Source organism: Xenococcus sp. PCC 7305, from assembly GCF_000332055.1.
Lineage (GTDB): Bacteria > Cyanobacteriota > Cyanobacteriia > Cyanobacteriales > Xenococcaceae > Xenococcus.
Genome location: NZ_ALVZ01000232.1, coordinates 97090 through 116327 on the forward strand (window position 1 = coordinate 97090; position 19238 = coordinate 116327).

14 protein-coding genes are annotated in these 19238 nt (G+C 37.1%); 3 read left to right on the forward strand and 11 right to left on the reverse strand.

What is annotated here, in order from left to right:
* Positions 1 to 75 precede the first annotated feature (75 nt).
* Positions 76 to 735 (forward strand): Holliday junction branch migration protein RuvA, encoded by a 660-nt coding sequence (gene ruvA / locus XEN7305_RS25110; protein ID WP_006512361.1) that lies wholly within the window; start codon positions 76 to 78, stop codon positions 733 to 735.
* 50 nt (positions 736 to 785) lie between these two features.
* Here ruvA and XEN7305_RS25115 read toward each other — a convergent pair whose 3' ends face one another.
* From XEN7305_RS25115 to XEN7305_RS25155, 9 genes are all read right to left on the reverse strand, one after another.
* The gene (locus XEN7305_RS25115) at positions 786 to 2060 is read right to left on the reverse strand and encodes an ABC transporter ATP-binding protein (RefSeq protein ID WP_006512362.1); all 1275 of its coding nucleotides are present in this window, start codon (positions 2058 to 2060) and stop codon (positions 786 to 788) included.
* Positions 2061 to 2118: 58 nt separating this feature from the next.
* Positions 2119 to 2535: a hypothetical protein gene (locus tag XEN7305_RS25120; RefSeq protein ID WP_006512363.1), complete on the reverse strand. Its 417-nt coding sequence runs from the start codon at positions 2533 to 2535 to the stop codon at positions 2119 to 2121.
* Between the two features lie 202 nt (positions 2536 to 2737).
* Positions 2738 to 2977 carry a DUF3285 domain-containing protein gene (locus XEN7305_RS25125; protein WP_006512364.1) on the reverse strand — a complete coding sequence of 80 codons (240 nt, stop codon included), beginning with the start codon at positions 2975 to 2977 and terminating at the stop codon, positions 2738 to 2740.
* 76 nt (positions 2978 to 3053) lie between these two features.
* Positions 3054 to 5786, reverse strand: a complete 2733-nt coding sequence (locus tag XEN7305_RS25130; RefSeq protein WP_006512365.1) for a CHAT domain-containing protein — start codon at positions 5784 to 5786, stop codon at positions 3054 to 3056.
* A 130-nt stretch (positions 5787 to 5916) separates the two neighbouring features.
* A complete protein-coding gene (locus XEN7305_RS25135; RefSeq protein ID WP_006512366.1) occupies positions 5917 to 7545 on the reverse strand; it encodes a hypothetical protein in 1629 nt (542 codons plus the stop codon).
* A 288-nt stretch (positions 7546 to 7833) separates the two neighbouring features.
* Positions 7834 to 9441 carry a hypothetical protein gene (locus XEN7305_RS25140; RefSeq protein WP_006512367.1) on the reverse strand — a complete coding sequence of 536 codons (1608 nt, stop codon included), beginning with the start codon at positions 9439 to 9441 and terminating at the stop codon, positions 7834 to 7836.
* Positions 9442 to 9553: 112 nt separating this feature from the next.
* Positions 9554 to 12865, reverse strand: coding sequence for a hypothetical protein (locus XEN7305_RS25145; RefSeq protein ID WP_006512368.1), 3312 nt, complete (start codon positions 12863 to 12865; stop codon positions 9554 to 9556).
* 95 nt (positions 12866 to 12960) lie between these two features.
* Positions 12961 to 14484 carry a hypothetical protein gene (locus XEN7305_RS25150; RefSeq protein ID WP_006512369.1) on the reverse strand — a complete coding sequence of 508 codons (1524 nt, stop codon included), beginning with the start codon at positions 14482 to 14484 and terminating at the stop codon, positions 12961 to 12963.
* A gap of 16 nt (positions 14485 to 14500) precedes the next feature.
* On the reverse strand, positions 14501 to 14995 hold the full coding sequence (locus XEN7305_RS25155; RefSeq protein ID WP_006512370.1) for a hypothetical protein: 495 nt from the start codon (positions 14993 to 14995) through the stop codon (positions 14501 to 14503).
* A gap of 332 nt (positions 14996 to 15327) precedes the next feature.
* Between XEN7305_RS25155 and XEN7305_RS25160 the strand changes: the two genes are divergently transcribed.
* Complete coding sequence (locus XEN7305_RS25160) at positions 15328 to 16713, forward strand: hypothetical protein (RefSeq protein WP_006512371.1); 1386 nt, start codon at positions 15328 to 15330, stop codon at positions 16711 to 16713.
* A gap of 29 nt (positions 16714 to 16742) precedes the next feature.
* A complete protein-coding gene (locus XEN7305_RS25165; protein WP_006512372.1) occupies positions 16743 to 18557 on the forward strand; it encodes an ABC transporter ATP-binding protein in 1815 nt (604 codons plus the stop codon).
* Positions 18558 to 18597: 40 nt separating this feature from the next.
* Here the strand turns inward: XEN7305_RS25165 and XEN7305_RS25170 are convergent, their stop codons facing one another.
* On the reverse strand, positions 18598 to 18876 hold the full coding sequence (locus XEN7305_RS25170) for a helix-turn-helix domain-containing protein (RefSeq protein ID WP_006512373.1): 279 nt from the start codon (positions 18874 to 18876) through the stop codon (positions 18598 to 18600).
* A complete protein-coding gene (locus XEN7305_RS30455) occupies positions 18869 to 18979 on the reverse strand; it encodes a type II toxin-antitoxin system RelE/ParE family toxin (protein ID WP_202951329.1) in 111 nt (36 codons plus the stop codon). Before XEN7305_RS30455 ends, XEN7305_RS25170 begins: the two co-directional genes overlap by 8 nt.
* Positions 18980 to 19238: the final 259 nt, after the last annotated feature.

The window sequence follows — 19238 nt, forward strand, 5'->3', positions numbered from 1 at the left end:
AATTAAGATTATTTTGATTTGCAAAACCTGCTACGGTAAGATTGCCTTTTCCCAATTTCTGAATCTCTTTCCCCTATGACGATCGCGTATTTAAAAGGAAATGTCATTGAAGTCGCCAAAAACTTTAGCAATCGCATGATTCTCGTCCTCGAAGTCAATAATATTGGCTACGAAGTCCAAATTACCCCGCGTTTTTCCCGACAATTATCCAGCGAAAACCCCGAAAATTTTCAAGTATTTACCCATTTGCAGATTCAAGAAGATCGTCAAATACTTTATGGATTTGCGACGGTGACAGAACGTGATTTATTTCGTCAATTGGTTAGTGTGAGTGGGATTGGGATGCAACTTGCGATCGCACTATTAGATACATTAGGCATTACAGAACTAGTTACCGCGATCGTCACAAGTAATGTTCCTGTACTAACAAAAACCCCCGGAGTTGGTAAAAAAACCGCAGAAAGAATTGCCCTAGAACTCAAAAGCAAGCTCAGCGAATGGAAAGAGCTTCCCTCGTCTGAAGTTGCCACAGAAGTCGAAGCTACTACTAATACAGGAGCAATGCCCAAGCCAGAAATTTTAGAGGATATCGAAATGACACTGGCAGCTCTAGGTTATAGTAACGAAGAAATTGCCCAAGCGATCGCAGCTATTAGTCGAGACAATTTACTCATCAAAAATCCCAATGTAGAAGAGTGGCTCAGAAGTGCAATTTCTTGGCTTAGCGGAGAATAGCAGTCCTTGTTAAATTAAACCATCTGCCATCTGCCATCTGCCATCTTCCTTCAAGGGCGAAGCCCATTAATTTTCCCAATTGATTCCCCCGTTTCTGGATCGAAAAGATGAATTTTCTCCGACGCGATCGCCAGAAAGAGGCTTTCTCCGGTGAAAATAATCTTATCTGGAGGAATACTGGCTATAATCTTAACTTTGGGTTGCTGAGTTAAATGAGCTGAAATATAGGTCTCATTTCCCAAAGCCTCAACTAAATCCACGGTAATTGCAAGATTTTCTTTACTTGGAATACTAAGTGCAAAATATTGGGGTCTGACACCTAGAATTAATGATTTGTGCTGATAATCTGCTAAATATGCTTGCCAAGTATCAGGCAAATTTAGAGTGAACTGATCATGTTTTAAGGTTAAGGGGGCAACTAGATCTACAGATAAAAAGTTCATCGGTGGAGAGCCAATAAACTCAGCCACAAAAAGATTAGCCGGTTGATTATAAATTTCTAAAGGTTGGGCAATTTGTTGGATTTTTCCTTGGTTCATTACCGCAATGCGATCGCCCATTGTCATGGCCTCGGTTTGGTCATGGGTCACATAAATCGTAGTAACACCCAATTGTTTTTGTAATTGTACAATCTGACCTCTAGTTTCAGTGCGCAATTTAGCATCGAGATTCGATAACGGCTCGTCCATCAAGAAAACCTGGGGATTCCGTGCGATCGCCCTACCCAGGGCCACACGTTGTTTTTGCCCTCCCGATAATTCTTTGGGAAGTCTGTCTAGCAAAGCTTCGATCTGCAATAATTCCGCCACAGATTTCACCTGCTTCTCAATTTCTCGTTCTTTCTCCGACTTATAACAGAGTCTTCTCGGCAAAGCTCTTGTCAAGCCCGCCAAAGCATTTGTCATCAGCATCTTCACTGATAACTGACTTGTCCTCGAATGGGGATCACTGTTAACTGTTAACTGATTTCTTCTCAATCCAAAGGCAATATTGTCATAAACATTGAGATGAGGATAAAGAGCATAATTTTGAAATACCATGGCGATATCTCTCGATTTTGGGACAGTCTGATTAACTACGCGATCGCCGATGCTAATATTCCCTGCCGTGAGTTTTTCCAACCCAGCGAGAAGCCTCAGCAAGGTACTTTTTCCACATCCCGAAGGCCCAACCAAAACCATAAATTCCCCATCGTCAACTTTTAGATCAATATTGCGTAGAATATTAACCTCACTAGATTGGTCAGAATTTGCCCCTTGCTCTTTAGAATCAAGCAAACGACGAGGAAAGCTTTTATATACGTTCTCAAAGACAACTTTTGCCACTAAAAAACCTACAATGAATTTTGTTTTGATCCATTGTAGTTAAAGACTAAGAATGTCATCAGTAGTCAAGCTTGATATCGTCAGTGTCAATATTAATATCGTCAGTATTTAAGTCATCAACAGAACCTGGGACTTCGACATCATCAGTTAGATCGTCAACCGAACCTGGTGCCTTAGGTAAGGTGGCCTCTTTTTGACGACATTCTTGGGTTGCAATATCACAAATGTAAGCTTTACATTCTTGTGTTGCCGCACCTTCGTCCGTACATTTGGTGCAAGCAATACCAACAGCTCCAGCGGTTTGGCAATCATAACCCAAACCCTTGAGAATATCAGTCGTAGCATCTTCAATATTTTCCAGGCCACCCAGCCCTCCTAACTGAGCGACTAGACTAGCACTTAAACTCTGATTCGGATTGATTAGTCCGAGAGAACCAAAAGCAAGAGAAGCTAAGAATACAGGTAATAAACGCATTGGTATTTACTCTAATAAGGTTTATTTGAGTATATTACAGACTGTATTGTGGCAACAATTAAGAAAATTGATAATTTATGAGCCCCTGACGGGGAAGGCAGAGGGCAGAGGGCAGAAGGCATAAGGGTTAAATCTCCAAAAAAGAAGCCCAGAAATTAATCATAGCGAGGACGAATGGGAATAACTGATAACTGATAACTGATTAAGGCTTGGTCAAATAAGACAATCCAATTAACACTGTCAACAAACCGATTACGGTTAGAGTAAAATGTTTAATCGATTGACCTTTCTTCCTCACCATATTACGCATCGCTAATTTTACGTAATTGTAAGTGGGAGGAGGAGTGGCTTCTGTCGCTTCTGGCGTTTCGAGAGTTTCTGGAGTTTCCGAAGATACAACTTCGGTTGCTGCTTGTTCAGGGGATTCTGGGGAAATAGTCATAAATTTTAATAATTATTACATTACTTAATCTAACTTATAGGACAATTTTTAATTTTTAATTTTTAATTTTCAATTACTAGTTCCATTTTCCTACTAATGTATAAGCCGCCCAATAAAAGGGAACATCCCAATCATTCTGAGTTTGACTTCGTAAATCGATTTGAGCAAGTCTTAGAGCTTCTGCTTTATTAGTATCAGGTCTATTTCGCCAATATTGATAAAATTTTTCCATCAAAAACGGCGTGGAGCGATCGCTGATTTGCCACAAACTAGCCAAAGTACTGCTAACTCCTGTTCTAACTGCCATGCCAGCTAGACCTAAAGTGGCAAAATCATCTCCTCTGGAAGTTTCACAAGCACTTAACACTAAGAGATCGATAAGTTTTTTTTGATTCACTTCTCTATTTTGAATTAGTAAACTGAATTTTTTGATGCCCAAAAGCTTATCCCAAAGAATGAGATAAGTTTTGTCAGGGTTAGAACTAAATTCACCATGAGTTGCGATATGAATTATCGAATAAGGTTGAGAATCAATGTCTTCAGTGAGGATATCGCTCTGAAAAGAATCATTTAGCAGTTTTTTACTGATGAAAGTATTGGCTACGGTTTCTAATTCTTCTGGAACATATTTTAGTGAGGAAAAGATTAATTGTTCTGGTTGACTCACTTCTGCCACAAAACTCGTCGGTTCAGCGAAAGAGAGTTCTTCACTGACCCCTCCAACCAAGGCAATTGGTTCGGTGAAGGATGGTTTGGGGTTAAGTAGTTGCAAACCTGGAGCAATAGCGATCGCGTAATGATCGAGTAAGTAATCCGTCCCATTGTAAAGAACTGCCATGGGAATATTGCGTAAAATGCCATCCAGCACAAATACTAGAGTTTTCACCTCAGAGGGGAGATCCTCCTGCAATGGTTCGATGAGCCAGCTATTAACCTGAGAGGAGAGTTCTTGAATATCACGTAGGCGATCGGGTTCTAGTAAATATTGACTCAGCTTATGAGTTGTGTCCTCAAATACTTGATGGGGAACTATGGTTTCGTAATGCAATAAATCCTGGTCAGGCAAGTCTAGAATGGTTTCTAGGCGATCTTGTTCTTGTTGCTCATCCGGTAAAACTATGACATAAACAACCGCAGCAGCCGAGTCTATCGTAGCAATTTCCTGTTTTTTAAAAACGAGACAAGCATCTTTGAAGAAATTATCTAGTTCTGCTAGTTGTAGACCTTCAATGACATCTCTGGCGAAACTCAGATTTTCGGGAGCAGCTATTTGTTCAGGACTCTGTTCAACTAAAAGCAATTCGACTAATTCTCGATATACGGGCTCTACTTGCTCACGGAAGGAAAATTGCACTTCCTGTTCTAGGGCGACTAAGTTACTGCGAATATCTTGTAGAGAGAGAAAAGCTGCACTATAAGCATTAATTGCTCGGTCAATCTCTCCGCGATCGCGATATATTCTGCCTAATTGCCATTGCCAACGATAGGCAATTTCAGTAGCTTCGTTGCTTTGAGCTAGATGTAAAGCTTGTTCCAAATATTGTTGTGGAGTAAGCTCTAGTAATAAATTTTGTTCATAGGCCAGTTCTCCTAAATAACCCAAGGCATGGGACTGGAGGCGCAATGAGGAAACATCTTGAGCTTGCTGAGCAATGCCTAAATATTTTTGGGCTAGATCTTCCCATGAATAAGGTATCTGAACGTTGTTCTCTAGCAGAATTGTTAAACTACGATTCAACGTCAATTGGTCATAAGCCAAGTTTTTGCTCTTAGGTAATTTAGTCAGATTAGCCTCAATCTGAGGAATAATTGTTTGAGCTGCGGCATAGTTTTTAGTAAAAATAAAGATGTCTAATTGACTTAGTTGGGCATCCAGAATTTGTGATAGCGATCGATTATTAGGTAAAGCAATAATCTTGTCATAGAAAGATAATGCCTTGTCACTTGCGGTGGCGAAAGTTGCTTCCTCCTCAAACTCTTGCGCTTGCAGGGCGATCGCTTTGTAAAGATCTCCCCAGGTTAAAATCATTTGATTTTCTAGCAAAGGCAAATCGCGATTGAGGCGCGACTTTAGTTTTTGAGTTTGCACCATTACCTCGTGGGACTGAGTCAATTTGCCTGATAACAAATAACTGTTCGCCATACTATGTAATGCCTTGATCTGCCAAAGGCGAGGATTGGCAATCTCTGAAACCGCCAAAAAATCTGGGATGTTTTCTGCATCCAACTCTTCGCAAAAATAGCTAGGATAACCCCAAGCATCGAGAATCGTATCGCAGGAGCGTTTATAAAAACCAAGGTGAAGCAGAGCCTGCGAGATTGAAACCAGAGTCGCTTTTTCTCCCAGGCGATCGCCTATGCTGGCATATAATTCTTGAGCTTTTTGCCAAGCTCCTAATGCTGACTTATTGTCCTCTCGATGGAAATAGAAATGTCCTTGAGCATTGTGTAATTGTGCTAATACTTGTTGTTTTTGGTCATTATTTGGCTGAGTTTCTAGGAGATGCAAGCCTTTGTTGAGGGCTTTTTGAGCTTCAGCCCAATTTTCTAATTGTTGATGAGCCAGAGAAATGAGTGATTGTAATTGGGCTTGTTGTAGAGTTTGCTCTTCAGTGGCAAATTTGGCTGATACTTGTTCTAATAATTGTAGGGACGATGTAAATTGTCCAGCCTGATAATATGTTCGTGCCTCTTGGATTAAACTATTAGTCGCAGTTTGGCTCTGTACTGGGATCTTGAGGAGTAAGGCAAAACTAAAGCCGAGTAAAGCAATTATCGCCAATTTAATCCAACGATTTAAATCAGTCATCAATTATGATTCAATAATGATTAATATCGAAATCATAAAGCGAATAGTTTTAGCTGTAAATTAAATTTCAAACAGTATCAGCAGTCGCCTGATTAGACAATCCACTTTAAGCTAACAAGGTAATCAGTGACTAGAATACCAGTTTTCCAGACTCTATAAGTTGCCATTTATCATGAGAAAGCTTTTTCACTACAGCAGGAGCAATTAATTTAAACTTATTAGAAGTTCTATTTTGATATCCTTGACAAATAAAAATATCTTTTATTGTTTGATAAATAGGAGAATTAATTACCAAATTTGGTTTGGGGACTAAAAAAAAGTGGTTTTCTTCTGTTGATTCCCGGCTAATCCAGTAACTATCATTGCTTGTCTCCATAAATAATATTGGCGTTTTTATTCCTGCTCTTTTTTGTTCAATGCTCTCCCTGGTGGCTGCAACTTTAATACTTTTTTTAGATAACTCTCTAGGGTTTTGATGATAAGTTACTACTATTTTTTGATCTAATTTATTTGATTTGTCTAAAGCTTCCGGAATGTATGTAACTGGTGATATAGATTTCGATGAACCTTGTTTATTTGTTTTTTCAGAAATCGAACTAGTTGGATAATTATCTTGGGAACCCAAATATTTTTCTGTTGATTCTAGAGGTGAATAGTTTACATAGCTTGAGTTACTTCTACTATTTTTGTTTCTAAGATTATTTGAGAGGGTTTGACTTTTTGACGCCGGACTATTATTCGCTCTGCGGGAAAACTTTTCTTGTGAGTTAGAGTGAGAATAGTCTGCAACATTGCCTTGGTTAAGAACGGAAACCTGACGATTAGGTTGTTTTTTAGACCTTGATTCTTGGACTGCAAAAAATCTGTTATTGTCTTGAAGACTATTTTTACTTTCTTTAATCGAGTCTGGATAAAGTTTTTTGTTATTTTGATGATCTTTTATTTTGGTTTTTATTCGTTGCGGAGAATAATGTTTATTGTATACTCTAAGAATTATTAATAGTGTGCAAGCAAATAAGAATGTTAAGACAAGCAGCTTCTTGGGACTGAAAGTACTATTGCTTCCAGAATTAGTGTTTACAACATTCGTGTCCTGGATGATATTTTGTTGTTGTAAAAATAGTAATTGAATATAAATATGTTTTTCTATTTGAGCAACTTGTAATTGTAGGTCTCTCACTTTATTAGTAGATACCAAAGCAAATTTATTTAGTGTCTTCTCATCAAAGGTTTTATTATCTCCAAAAGCACGATTTATTTCTTCTTTGCTGAAGAGTTTGTCTTGAAGATTAGCAATTTTTGAGGATTTAGATAAATTCTTCAATGAAGAATCTAAAGTAAATATAAGTTCTTCCAAGCTACCAATAGCTTGTTCTATTTTACTTTTTTTTGAATAAGCTACAAATTCTGATCTTTTTGCTAATTCTTCATCTAATTCCTGCCAAATTTTTTGGAATTCCTTTTGCTCGTTTAATAAAGTTCTTAAATTTATCTTGTCAATTTTTTCTGTTGAATCAAATTTTTCTTGTAGTTCAACATTAAATTGATCTACTGCCTGACGAAAATTTGCAGCTTCTTGTTGCAGTTGATCTATTTTTTGTAGTATTTTTTGATAATCTTGTCTGTTCTCTTGTTGTTTTGTAATATCAGGTGACTGAACAATTTCAACTTGAGCCAATGTTTCTAGTTCAAAATTGAGAGGTAAAGTCCAAACTAAAGTAGAAAGCAGAAACCCTCTAATTAAGTTGCTGTGGCTCATGATGTTTACCATATTATTTTGCTTGCAAGCCCGGAAAGTTTGCCCCACTTCAAGCAAGCCATGGTATGAGCATATTTTTTAAATGTCAGGTTTAATATTTTTATTTTTTATATAAGTTTACTATTATTTACATTAGTTTATTTCTGTTGATCTACAGTTTAAGATGTTTCGGAATTCAGGCCTAAATTTATCTCCCGCAGAGGCGCAGAGAGTGAGTATCTTAAGCGACAAATGCTACTCTTTTGGCTCTATAGTACAATAGCTAATCTTCATTTTTATTAAAATATTTTATGTTTCAAATTTTAATTTTCCAGTTTCTATTAATTTCCATTTATTAGGAGAAATAGCTTTGACTATCGCAGGATTTATTAGTATAAATTTATTGGAAGATTTGTTTTTGTAGTTAACACATTTGAAAATACTTTTGACTGTACGATATTGAGATTCGCTAATTATTAAGTTTGCCTTGGGTACCAAAAAATAACAATTGTCATCCAATGATGGTTTTTTTACCATCCAATAAATACCAGTTTCTAGCTCGATAAAAATTATTGGAGGTGCTATTCCTGATCTTTTTCCTTCAATACTTGCTTGGGTAGCACCAACTTTAATAACATCTATGATGTGAACTTTTGCATTCTTATTATAAAGAGTAACTAAATGGGTTTCCTCTTTTGTATCTCTATTATTTGCTTGAGTCGTAATATTTGAATGCGCTTCTGGTGAAACATCAGTTTTGGAAACATTTGTTTCACTATACAAAGCCCTTTCTTTTGCTTCAAGTGATTCTGCGTGATCTCTAGAGTCTTTTAATGAGGACTTAGTACCTTTTACCTCTTTATTAGGTATTTTTTTTGCTGGATTTTGTTGCTGTTCAGTAGAATCGAGTTTTTGGTTCATTTTCTCCAAAATATTATTAGTTTCACTGAATCTTTTGGCGATAGAATTTGATATATCTGGGATATTTTGTGTATGATCTTTAATATCTTTTATTTGTTGTCTTGTACTGGAAGCATTATTGGTTATTATTTGTAAATGATTCGCAAGTAAATTTTTAAAATCTTCTTTGGTTCCTTGATCTGATTCTTTAACTAACTTTAATTCTTTGGTAAATCGCCAATTTAAGAATCCACCTAATAAAATAAGAGAAAATAGAGTTAAGAGAAGATAAGCAAATTGAGAATTATCATCCGGCTTAGCTGGTAATTCATCATTTATTAGATATGCTGTTATGTTGTCAAAATTTTGAGTTAATTTGAATCTATCTTTATTCTCTAAAAGGCATTTTTTCAAAAAAACTTTTTGTAGTTTTTTTATCTCCTCTTTTTTCTCTGCTTCACTTTGTGCTTTTTGAACTAATGGTTCGTTGTTTGTTAATTGATTCGTTAGACAGTTTGAATTTAACTCAGATGTGATATAAGTCTTCAGGTCAGTTATATCTATATAATTATCTATTTTTTGAACCGCTTTGAGTATTGCTGATAATTCTTCTTTTTGGTTGAGTATTGAATCAATTTCTGACTTTAAAGGCTGCTGATTACAATCTTCTTGATTTTGGCATAGTTTTTTATTTAAATTATCTAATTTAATGAATAAAGGATCTGATATTATTCCACTTGAAGGATTTGATGGCTTTCCTGCTATTATTTCTACTGCAGCACCATAGTATGAACTTATAGATGGATTAGAATTATATTTTTCAAATAAAAGTAGTTGTCCGTGAAGATCGCCAAATTTATCCCTCAACTGATTTAATTCTTGTATATTTAGATCTATATCCTCATTGACATTTTGAAAACCTTGAGACTTCACAGGATGACTTAAAAATAATACTAAACCTATAATTGATAATAATAATTCCAAGAAAATTTCTTTAATAATCTTTAGCTTAGTCATGTTTTCTTGCCTCTACCATATCGACAGAATACTATTACGAGTAAATGATAGTAGGAACAAATCTTTATTTATTCTCACTCATCACTATTTGCAAACAAAAGTGTAATTGAACTTATTCGTCAGCCCACTTTTTGCCAAGAATTGTTAATAATGCTTTCAACCCTAAGATAAAGGTACTTTCCGGTCGAATATCTTTAGACTCCCCTTTAAGATTAAGCAAGGTTTTATTTAACTCCCTTTGGGTTTCTTGCCATAATCTGGAATTATCATCCGTTTCTGGACTCATCTTATAGCCTGGCAAAGCAGTAATAGACTCTAGTTCAAGATCCCTAAGAGCTTGATGGAATTCATAGAGAAATTTGGGAACTTCAATTAACTCAGGAATGGTAAATTCTTTGATATCCTCATCACTATCTCCTAGAGTTAACCTTTGATTACCTGTAAATTCTTCACCATTAACAAGATATTTTTCTCCGGCAATTATCGGATCTTTTACTTTTCTTCCTAAACCTTTCAGCTTCGTACTACTTAGAACTAAACCACAAGCTGCTTCATCTTTAGGGTTTTTACTTACGTTAGTTACTTCTTCCGTATCCTTAAAAGCCGAACCTTTACTTAACATCCGACTGAACAATTCATTAATTTCGGAATTTCTATCAAACTTTCCTCTTTCATCTAGCCATTTTAAAAAGCGCGAAGCATTTCCTCCAATATAAACAGGAGTAATTTTGCCCTCTTTATAAACAGGAACTATATTTCCCTCTTGATCTTCTACTAATTCTTCATGGAGAACTTTGAGCAAAATACCGACGTAATAATATAATCCGGCAATGCCAATAGTCATTAAACGAGTTAATCCTTGAAAATTGGGATCTCTTCTTTGCAAGGCTCTATTCTTAGTCAACCATTGTTCGCTTGTGTAACGTAACCAAACATCCAGTTTGGCACTAAATGCCCCACTACCTAAACCTTGCCAGTCCTTAGGATCAAGTCCAAATTTTTCTTCGGCAAATTTCAAATTAAGTTTAATAAATTGAGAGAAAATATCTCGTCCTGCCAGCTGAACTGAACATTGATGAACTAAGTTATTCTTTTCCCAGATAGAAATATCGGAAGTACCACCTCCAATATCAATGCAAGTTGTATAAACTAAATCTTTGTCTTCAAAATCGGCAAAATATTGGGCAATAGCTAGACTTTCTGTCCGGAAATCTCCCTTGCCAGTTTTTAGATCAGCTTCCGGGTAATTTTGCTTAATTCCTGTCGATGCTTCTAGCTCTCTAGCTACATTGGACCAGACATCAGAATAATTGAGAATATCCCCCCGAGAAAAAGCTGAAGGATAGGACAAAGACCATTGGATTTCAGTTACCCCTGCTTGGGCTGCTAAAGCTGAAATATAAAGAGCTAAATTTTTGAGAAATACTTCGCTATAAGGACGGATATGTTCGTCCCATTTGAGATTAGTTTTAATCCAGTCTTGTTGTGGTTCAAACCTATCATTATCAGGAACATAAATTCGCCCATCTAAGATTGGTGACAACTGCTGAGTATTACTGGGATCTTTCCCTCTGATAGTAAGCACACTGGATAATGGCAAAGCCTGACTATCAGTAACGAGCCTAAAATTTTCTGGGACAAAATATTCAAATAAAGTATTGAGACGATTTTCTAGAGATGTCTTGGTTACCTGAAATTGTAAGTTATTCAATTTTAAAGGTTGTGGGACTTCTTGTCTGTTGGCGTTAACATAAATATTCGTAAAAGATGTCCCAAAATCTACTCCAATATGCCAACTTTTGTTGTCTCTAATTTCTGTAGGAGAGGGGAATAAAATTAGACCTATTTGATTATTATCAAAATCAGTACAGGGAAGATATTCAGGGAATTTCTCTGAACGATACATCAAGAAACTACCAAAACCTTCCTTAAAACCATGATGTTTCCTTGCTTGAGGATAGGTAATCTTAAAAGTCTGGTCTTGTAATTCACCGTCATAGTAGAAGGTATAATATTCTCGCCAATCCTCTTTCTGGAAATTGGGCCAGACTTGTAATACTGGCAGCTGGTCTCCTAAGCTATTTTCTACTTTGAGATCGTAATCTTTCGATAAGCGATAGTTTTCCGATTTTTTATCCTCTTTTACTCCACTTAGAGGCAAATCTAAAATCAGACGAACTCCAGTTTTAAGTTTTTGAAATTTAATCTTGCTCAATAAGCCTTCTGGAGTGAAATAGTCGAGAAGTAAGGGATTGAGAGGGATTAAAGGTGTGATACGCTGATTCTGAAAGACCAGAGGTTGATCCACTTCTGGTGATAATGCTCCCGGTAAAGCATTTTCTAGCTCAATAAATTTTAACTCAGGGAAGAATAGCTCGTCTGGGGTGACCAATTGAACGTCGTTTGTCCATTGCCCTTTGAGTTGGGAGAATTCTTCTGGTTTGAGAGATGCTAGGGTTTTTCCCCCATGAATCCAAATATTTTGTGGTTTTTCATTCCACACCCTTGCCATTTCGGGATCATAAATAAGCAATGGCAGCTTATCCGTTCCTGGTTTACTAGCAACTAGTTCAACGCAAGAAGGTCTTTCTGGTGCTTTAAGTGGACGATTAAGGGCTTCTAATACCCCTCGATTAATATTCACTTCAAAGAATACTAGATCATCACTCAAGATGAGTTTTTGCTCCTCAATTTGAGTTAAACTCCTCTGGTAGTCTGTGAGCAAACCCCTCATCGTGTCGATCGCTGTTTCATCCCCTTTCTCTTTATTCGCTTCCTTCTTATATTTAGTTAGCGTATTGTTGAGATTATCTAACCAACGCCAGAGCAAAGCCTGTTCTTTGGCATTTAGAAAGTTTTTGGGAGATTTTAATATTTTTTCATTATTGTCCCACCAAGGTAAATCTTGCCAATGGCCTTTTTCTGCGGGAACCACAATGGTAGTGGGGGATGTCATGCCAATAGGTTGTTTATCCCACAAAAATAGATAAATATCTTCCCAAGGATGCTTATTTTCTAAAGTGTAAAGATTTCTTCCTTTATAGTCTGGTAATAGTTGATGAAGACATTTAGCAAAGTTTTCTTCATCTCGCAGCTCTCCTAGCTCCAGTAATTGAGCAGTGATGGGAAAGCCTCGGATCTCGGCAAGTGCTATCGCAGCCAGCATTCCTTGCCATTGGGGAATAATTTGCTCTCTGAGGGAGTTTTGATCGTCATAGAGTACCATTTCCATTGTCAGAGGACGCGCCCACATAGTGGGAACCGAACTAATATTTTTGACTGCCCCTGGAGATTCATAACTAAGACTGGTCGCAACATTAACAAAAGCTTTACTCGCCTGGACATTCCATTCTCCAGGCCGGTCTCCTGATTTGACATCGGCATCAGGCTTTAATTGAGGTAATAGTAAAATTGGCTCAGACATATTATTAAAGGATGAGGGATGAGGGATGAAGGATGAGGATGAAATAGCAGATCAAAACTTACTGGATTCTCGAAAGAGGATAAATGTTCGCTGACTTACAATAAATGACAAACCTTGTATAAAGCTTTGGCCAAACCGACAGTACCTTTTTCAGAAGAGGCAAATTCCTCTAGTTGTAGATGTAATCTTTGTACTGTATCTTCTTGTCTAGTATTTCTGTCACGGTTATCGCCGATTACCAACTCTCCTAATTTTGCTCCTTTATCTTTTAAGTTAGACAAAGCTGCATCTTGAAAGAGTTGAATCTCATCACCATCGCATTTCTGAAGATCTGATAACCAGCGCAAGTAATCTTGACACCATTCCGTAATATCAGTGATTTTTTGTTGTTCTGTGGCATCGTTAAAATCAGGATAATCTTCCCCTTTCTTGTTAAAGAGCTTTCCTAATCCTCCTTGTTGAGGACGATAAAAGTTTAAAAACCAAGTAGCGTGTTTTGAGAATCTCGCTACTCCCTCTTTTTTTGCATCCTCTAATTCTGGAGCAATATTGGATGCCCAAGCATAGGCAAAGCGGGTAGTGTTAACCAATTTTGCTTTAGTTTCAGTGGTATTAGGAAGATCATCCCAAGTAATTCCGGCAGTAGAACTACGACTATTGAGTACTACAGTATTTTTCCCAGGAGGCGTATCGATTAGGAAATGTCTAGCTGCGAGGGCAGAATATAGTTCAATAAAATGAGGCTCATTCCTTTGGGTATTCTTGCCGATACTGAAATTGTACTCAGAAAGATTTTGATTTCCCAGAAGATAGACTGTGTCAAAATATTCGTTCTGATTATTGTAATAGCGTAGAGCAGCTTCCGTATTCAGTAAAAATTGTTCCGCTCTAGCGTATACTCCTCCATTCGCAGTGTTTTTTCCTGTAGGTGGGGAAAACCGAAAATAAGGTAAAACAAATAAACAAGCAATTTTTGCCCCTTGAATTTCCTCACTCTTTAACTTGTTATAAATTAAACGACCGAGAGTAGGCAACCCAGAGGCTCCTGTCCCCCCAAAAATAGAACCGCAAAGGAAAATTCTGGGGGCCTTACTACTGCCCACATCAGACAATATGTCTCTTATTAATCCTGCCCAGGGATCTTCTTCAAGATTATCCAAATCTAAACCACTCATCACCGCAGAGCCGATCGCCGGACGACCTCGAAAGCCGACATCAAGATTAGCTTCTCGCTCTTCCTTTGTATAGAGAACATCAAATAAATTCCCTAAACCCTTACCACCTTGTTGCAAGTTATTGTAACGGAAGAAAGAACCTAGATTTTTGTTGGTACTAGTATTGCCAAAAGGTGACCAAACATCTGGGGTATAGGATTTGATCGGGGTTTTGACCCAAGAAACCTTTTCCCCGTCGGTGGTAATCAATTTGTGAGTGCGATTATAAACTTTTAGGCTAGTTCTAGCTCGTTCCAAGTTGCCATTAGTTTCATCGGCATCCACAAAGAGAAACTTAATTTCATTGTCGGTGAATAATCCGACGGAAGCTGCTTGAGCGATCGCTTCTAAGCATTTAGCTCCTGTACCGCCAATGCCAATAGCATACAGTGTGTTTTGTACCATAATTTAAAGAAATAATTTAAGAACCAATTAAACGACGTACCAACATAGCTCCTGGGGGAGTATATTTAAAAGAGCCAGGAGAACTAGTCGCTGTAGGCAACCAATAAAGCAAAAATAAACCATTAAAAATAAATAATCCTGTCAAAGAAAGTAATGCGTCATCACTGTTAGTGAAAAATATTAATGCGATCACAATCCCTATGATGGGCAATAGCCCTAACAACCACCAGACTATATTCCAACGAGCTACATCTGAAGCGTCTTTGACTTTGGCTCTACCGGTAGAAAAATACCAACATAAAGTCGCGAATAGGGAAAATCCAAAGACGATTCCCGCCCCAACCATATAATTGTTAGCAACCCAAGTTTCTACCCCGACGGGGGAACCATTAATGCTATAGTCGCTAATTCTAATATATCTTTCAGTGTAAATTAAAGGTTGTAACCAGAACATTAGAATCAAACCCAGCACAGTAAAAATAATAATACGGATAATTTCCCCTGCTTTCATAAGCCCCCTCAGAAAATTTTAATAGCTTTATTTTAATTAAATCAGGCAAAAACGATCTAGAAATGCCTCGACAGCTTTGAAACCCACTTTGTTATTATCTATGAGCTTTTTAATTTCCACACGCACTGGAGTGAAGTTCAAAGTTTGTTAAATTGACGTTAATTCTGACCTCAAATATACACAATGTGTCAAAGAATTTACTTTCAATGACACTCAGTCCGATACTAATATATAATCTATATTCTGAATAGCTTTATTCAGTTAGGCAACAACATAAGCATACCAATCCTCCTCCGAGGAATTACTGAAAGTAATATTTTTTTAACATAGTTATGAAATTTCGAGTACAACTAAAGTCTTGGCTGACCATATGTTCTACTTTTTTTATGGTAGTTGCTTGTAGACCTGTACTTTTTACAAATGATCAGTTACCTTGCGATCCGCCTTCTGTAGATAAAGCTCCCGATATATCTGCACCGCTCAAGATATCTATCAATGTTGATGGTAGTGGTTCTATGTATGGCTATGTAAAAAACAACTCTAGTAGTCGTTATGCTCAGACTATTACTTTATTAGATAGTGTGGTCAATTTGGGAAGTGGTTCGCGATCGCAAGTTGAGATTGAGCATTATCGAATTGGCGAAAAAACAACTCAATTAATTAAAGAAAATCAGTATCAAAAAGCTAGACTAGCTGAATTTTATACCGGTGAAAGTCCTGAATTCCCCGAAGTTTCTAGTCATTTAGATGTGGCTATTGAAAATCCTGAAGAAGAAGACCAACTATTGATTCTTGTAACAGATTTAGATCAGCAAGGTTCAGATCTTAATAAACTAAATAAAAAAATTCAACGAACTTATTTTAATAAGCAATTGCCAGGTTATGCCGTAGGTATTCTGGGCATTAGGAGCGAATATAATCACACTGTTTATTCAGTAAATAAAAGTCTTTTTCCAGATTTTGAGTATACAACCCAAGGGGAAGAACTCGAATCTTATCGGCCTTTTTATGTTGTTTTTCTGGGTCACTATCAGGATATTGTTCATTATGTAGAAAAGATTCAACAAAAGAAACCTGACTTATTTAATACTAGTGAATTCAGTCTTTTTTACCCTGAACATATTGTTAGCAAAATTACCACTCTTCAAAATTCTGCTTCTTTTCCCCCAGATTTGATCAGACCGTCGTCTCTTCAAAATGGCAAAGTTGCTGTAGAAGTCACAAGTCCGCCCTACGAAATCATAGAAGCACCAAAAAGAATTGATAATTCCCGGCCAAATCTTAAATATACTTTGCCTTTTACGCCTTTAAAGTACTCTCTTCCAATTAATAACAATTCTATTATTACTCAAACAGAAGTTTTTACTTACAACTTTGACAGTGAATCTTTCACTGCTAATAATAGTGACTCTCTAAACAAAGCAATCAACCTTACTGATTGGAAAATTACAGACGATAATCTTAACTTCACAAGTACAATTAACCTAGATTCAATTACTAATCCAGGAATTTATATTTTTAAGATTAATGCTATGGTTAAAAACTTCCAAGATGAAGAATGGTGGTCTCAATGGGATTTTAGTTCGAGAACTAGCGACCGAGATGGCTCGAAAACCCATAATTTATTGAATTTCATGGAAAATCTCAAACGAACAACTATAGATTTAATGGAAGAACCTTCTATTGGTTATTTTTGTTATGCCATTCAAAAAAATTAAGTAATTCTCCTGTTTTACCCTCACTTCAAATGGTTTCTTTCAAAGACATCTTAAGTTACTATCAAGATTATAAAGCGATCGCATTATCGAGTATTACGGCATCTTCTGTTTTTGAAATCATCGATCTGGTTGTTCCCTATAGCATAGGACAAATTCTAAATGTGCTATCAGGACAACCAGTAGATAAATTTATTCAGCCATTCATCAATCAAGCTACGGTGATTTTTCCTAATTTAAACGACCAATGGGCATCTTTAGGATTTTTACTGGGGTTGATTGTCGTAACTAGTGTGGTTAAAGCACCGATTCAACCTTGGATTGGCGCTTGGTTTCATTGGAATATTTCTTTACAAGCGAGACGCGATCGCCTGAAGCAAGTAATTGGTAAGATATTAACTTTGCCTATTGGGTTTTATGATACGAATAACCCAGGACGAATAGCTAGCAAAATCACCAAAGGAGTCGAAAATTATCTTTGGACATATCCTGAAATAGCAGGACGGATGATTCCTAAAGTGGCAAAAGTTTTGGGGATATTTGTGGTTATTCTATTGATTGAACCACCAATCGCGATCGCATTTCTTGTTTCTTTTGTCTTTATCCTGATTTATAGCTTAAAAAGAGTTCGAGATATTATTCAGCAGGAGGAACAACTTAGTAAATACCAAGAAAATACGGAAAGTCATACTTCGGAAATTATTACCAATATCAAAACGGTTAAGGCTTTTGCCACAGAAGCAGAGGAGTTAGAAAGACAAAGACAAAGGTTATTCAGAGAGTATAAAGTTGTCACCTATCGGGTCCATAGAAGTTATGTGATTTTAGATACTTGGTTACGTACTATGGTTCAAACCTGTGTCTTTTTGATTTTGTTATTCACGCTAATCCCTACGGTTCAGGGAAATATGTCTTTAGGGCATTTTATTACTACTTTAACAGTTTCTAGTATGGCCTACGGTGAAATCGAACCGATTGGCCATTTCATCGAAATCTTTGCCCGCCGTTATCCTTCAATGGCAAAATTGCAAGAATTTATCAAGCTTCCTCTTGGTCAAGATGCGGCGAGTTTGGAAAAGGAAGATGTTAGTGCTAATCCCTATAAATTTACTGGGAAATTAGAAATTCAGAATTTGGTTTTTGGTTACGATCCTCAGCGAGCAATTCTTCAAGATATTAATTTGTTGATCGAGCCTTATCAAACTATTGCTTTAGTGGGACGTTCAGGTTCAGGCAAATCAACTCTAGTCAAATTATTATTTCGTTATTTCGAACCAGATGCCGGGAAAATTATTCTCGATGGAGAAGATATAAAGAGCTTGGATATTGCGCGGTATCGTCGTAGACTCGCGATCGTGCATCAAGATGTGGATATTTTCAATGGTACAGTTCTCAATAATTTGACTTACGGCGATCGCCAAGTTAGTTTACAGAAAGTCCAAGAAGCTTGTCAGGTTGCTCAAGTAGATGAATTCATTAGTGAATTGCCAGAAGGTTATTATACGATTGTCGGAGAGCGCGGGGTCAGACTTTCTGGGGGGCAAAGACAACGTTTGGGTATTGCGCGGGCTTTGATTGTCAATCCTGATATTTTGGTGTTTGATGAGGCGACTTCGAGTTTAGATTATGAGTCGGAGCGATCGATTCAACTAGCAATGCGATCGATTTTTGGTACTCGCACCACGATTATTATTGCCCATCGTTTGAGTACAGTTCGCGAAGCCGATAAAATTGTCGTTTTAGATGCAGGTAAAATAGTAGAAGTTGGAACTCATCAAGAATTGCTGAGTCGTGGCGGAATTTATCACCGTTTGCATTCTTTACAGGAAACAGGTGAATTAATTTAGCTTTTAACTATAGACTCCTTATCTTGATTTTTACTGTACCCTAATTTACGAACTGGATTTGAAGTTCCGCACCTAAAGCCTTAGCATAAGCACGCAATGTAGACAAGCGAATATCTTCAGCATGGTTTTCTATCCGAGAAATTGCTGATTTTTTCGTACCTAAGCGATTTGCCACTTGTTCTTGAGTTAGCCCTGCCTTTTCACGAGCCTGACGCAACATAACACCAACTCTAAAATCAGCATAACCGCTCTCAAATCCCTCGGCAAATTCTGGATCTCTTTGACTTCTTTGCTCAATATATCTTTGTAAATCACTCATTTCTTTTCCTCAACAAATAATCATGCTTTCGTCGTTCAGCTATCTCAATTTCTCGCCCTGGTATTTTCTGAGTTTTCTTGACAAATCCGTTTGTTAATATCACCAATTATCTACCGTAGAAAGTAACTTTACCTTATGCGCCAAGTTAAAATATATGTTAACTTGGCGCATAATCCTTATTGTCTAATCTCATCTATTTGTAAGTCGATATTTTGTAAGGAACTAGTGGCGCTGCGCGGAAGTAATAAGTAATAAGTAATGAGTAATAAGTCTTGATACATCAGCTTTTTGCCCTTCGTTGATAGATAGCTTATTTACGCCCGCGTCCACTAGCTTCTCCTATGCGATCGCCAATTTCTCTT

Coding starts and splice junctions, on each gene's coding strand:
- XEN7305_RS25170 (WP_006512373.1), bottom strand. CDS start 18,876: ATGAGTGATTTACAAAGATATATTGAGCAAAGAAGTCAAAGAGATCCA.
- XEN7305_RS25145 (WP_006512368.1), bottom strand. CDS start 12,865: ATGTCTGAGCCAATTTTACTATTACCTCAATTAAAGCCTGATGCCGAT.
- ruvA (WP_006512361.1), top strand. CDS start 76: ATGACGATCGCGTATTTAAAAGGAAATGTCATTGAAGTCGCCAAAAAC.
- XEN7305_RS25135 (WP_006512366.1), bottom strand. CDS start 7,545: ATGAGCCACAGCAACTTAATTAGAGGGTTTCTGCTTTCTACTTTAGTT.
- XEN7305_RS25160 (WP_006512371.1), top strand. CDS start 15,328: ATGAAATTTCGAGTACAACTAAAGTCTTGGCTGACCATATGTTCTACT.
- XEN7305_RS25150 (WP_006512369.1), bottom strand. CDS start 14,484: ATGGTACAAAACACACTGTATGCTATTGGCATTGGCGGTACAGGAGCT.
- XEN7305_RS25140 (WP_006512367.1), bottom strand. CDS start 9,441: ATGACTAAGCTAAAGATTATTAAAGAAATTTTCTTGGAATTATTATTA.
- XEN7305_RS25155 (WP_006512370.1), bottom strand. CDS start 14,995: ATGAAAGCAGGGGAAATTATCCGTATTATTATTTTTACTGTGCTGGGT.
- XEN7305_RS25120 (WP_006512363.1), bottom strand. CDS start 2,535: ATGCGTTTATTACCTGTATTCTTAGCTTCTCTTGCTTTTGGTTCTCTC.
- XEN7305_RS25130 (WP_006512365.1), bottom strand. CDS start 5,786: ATGACTGATTTAAATCGTTGGATTAAATTGGCGATAATTGCTTTACTC.
- XEN7305_RS25125 (WP_006512364.1), bottom strand. CDS start 2,977: ATGACTATTTCCCCAGAATCCCCTGAACAAGCAGCAACCGAAGTTGTA.
- XEN7305_RS25165 (WP_006512372.1), top strand. CDS start 16,743: ATGGTTTCTTTCAAAGACATCTTAAGTTACTATCAAGATTATAAAGCG.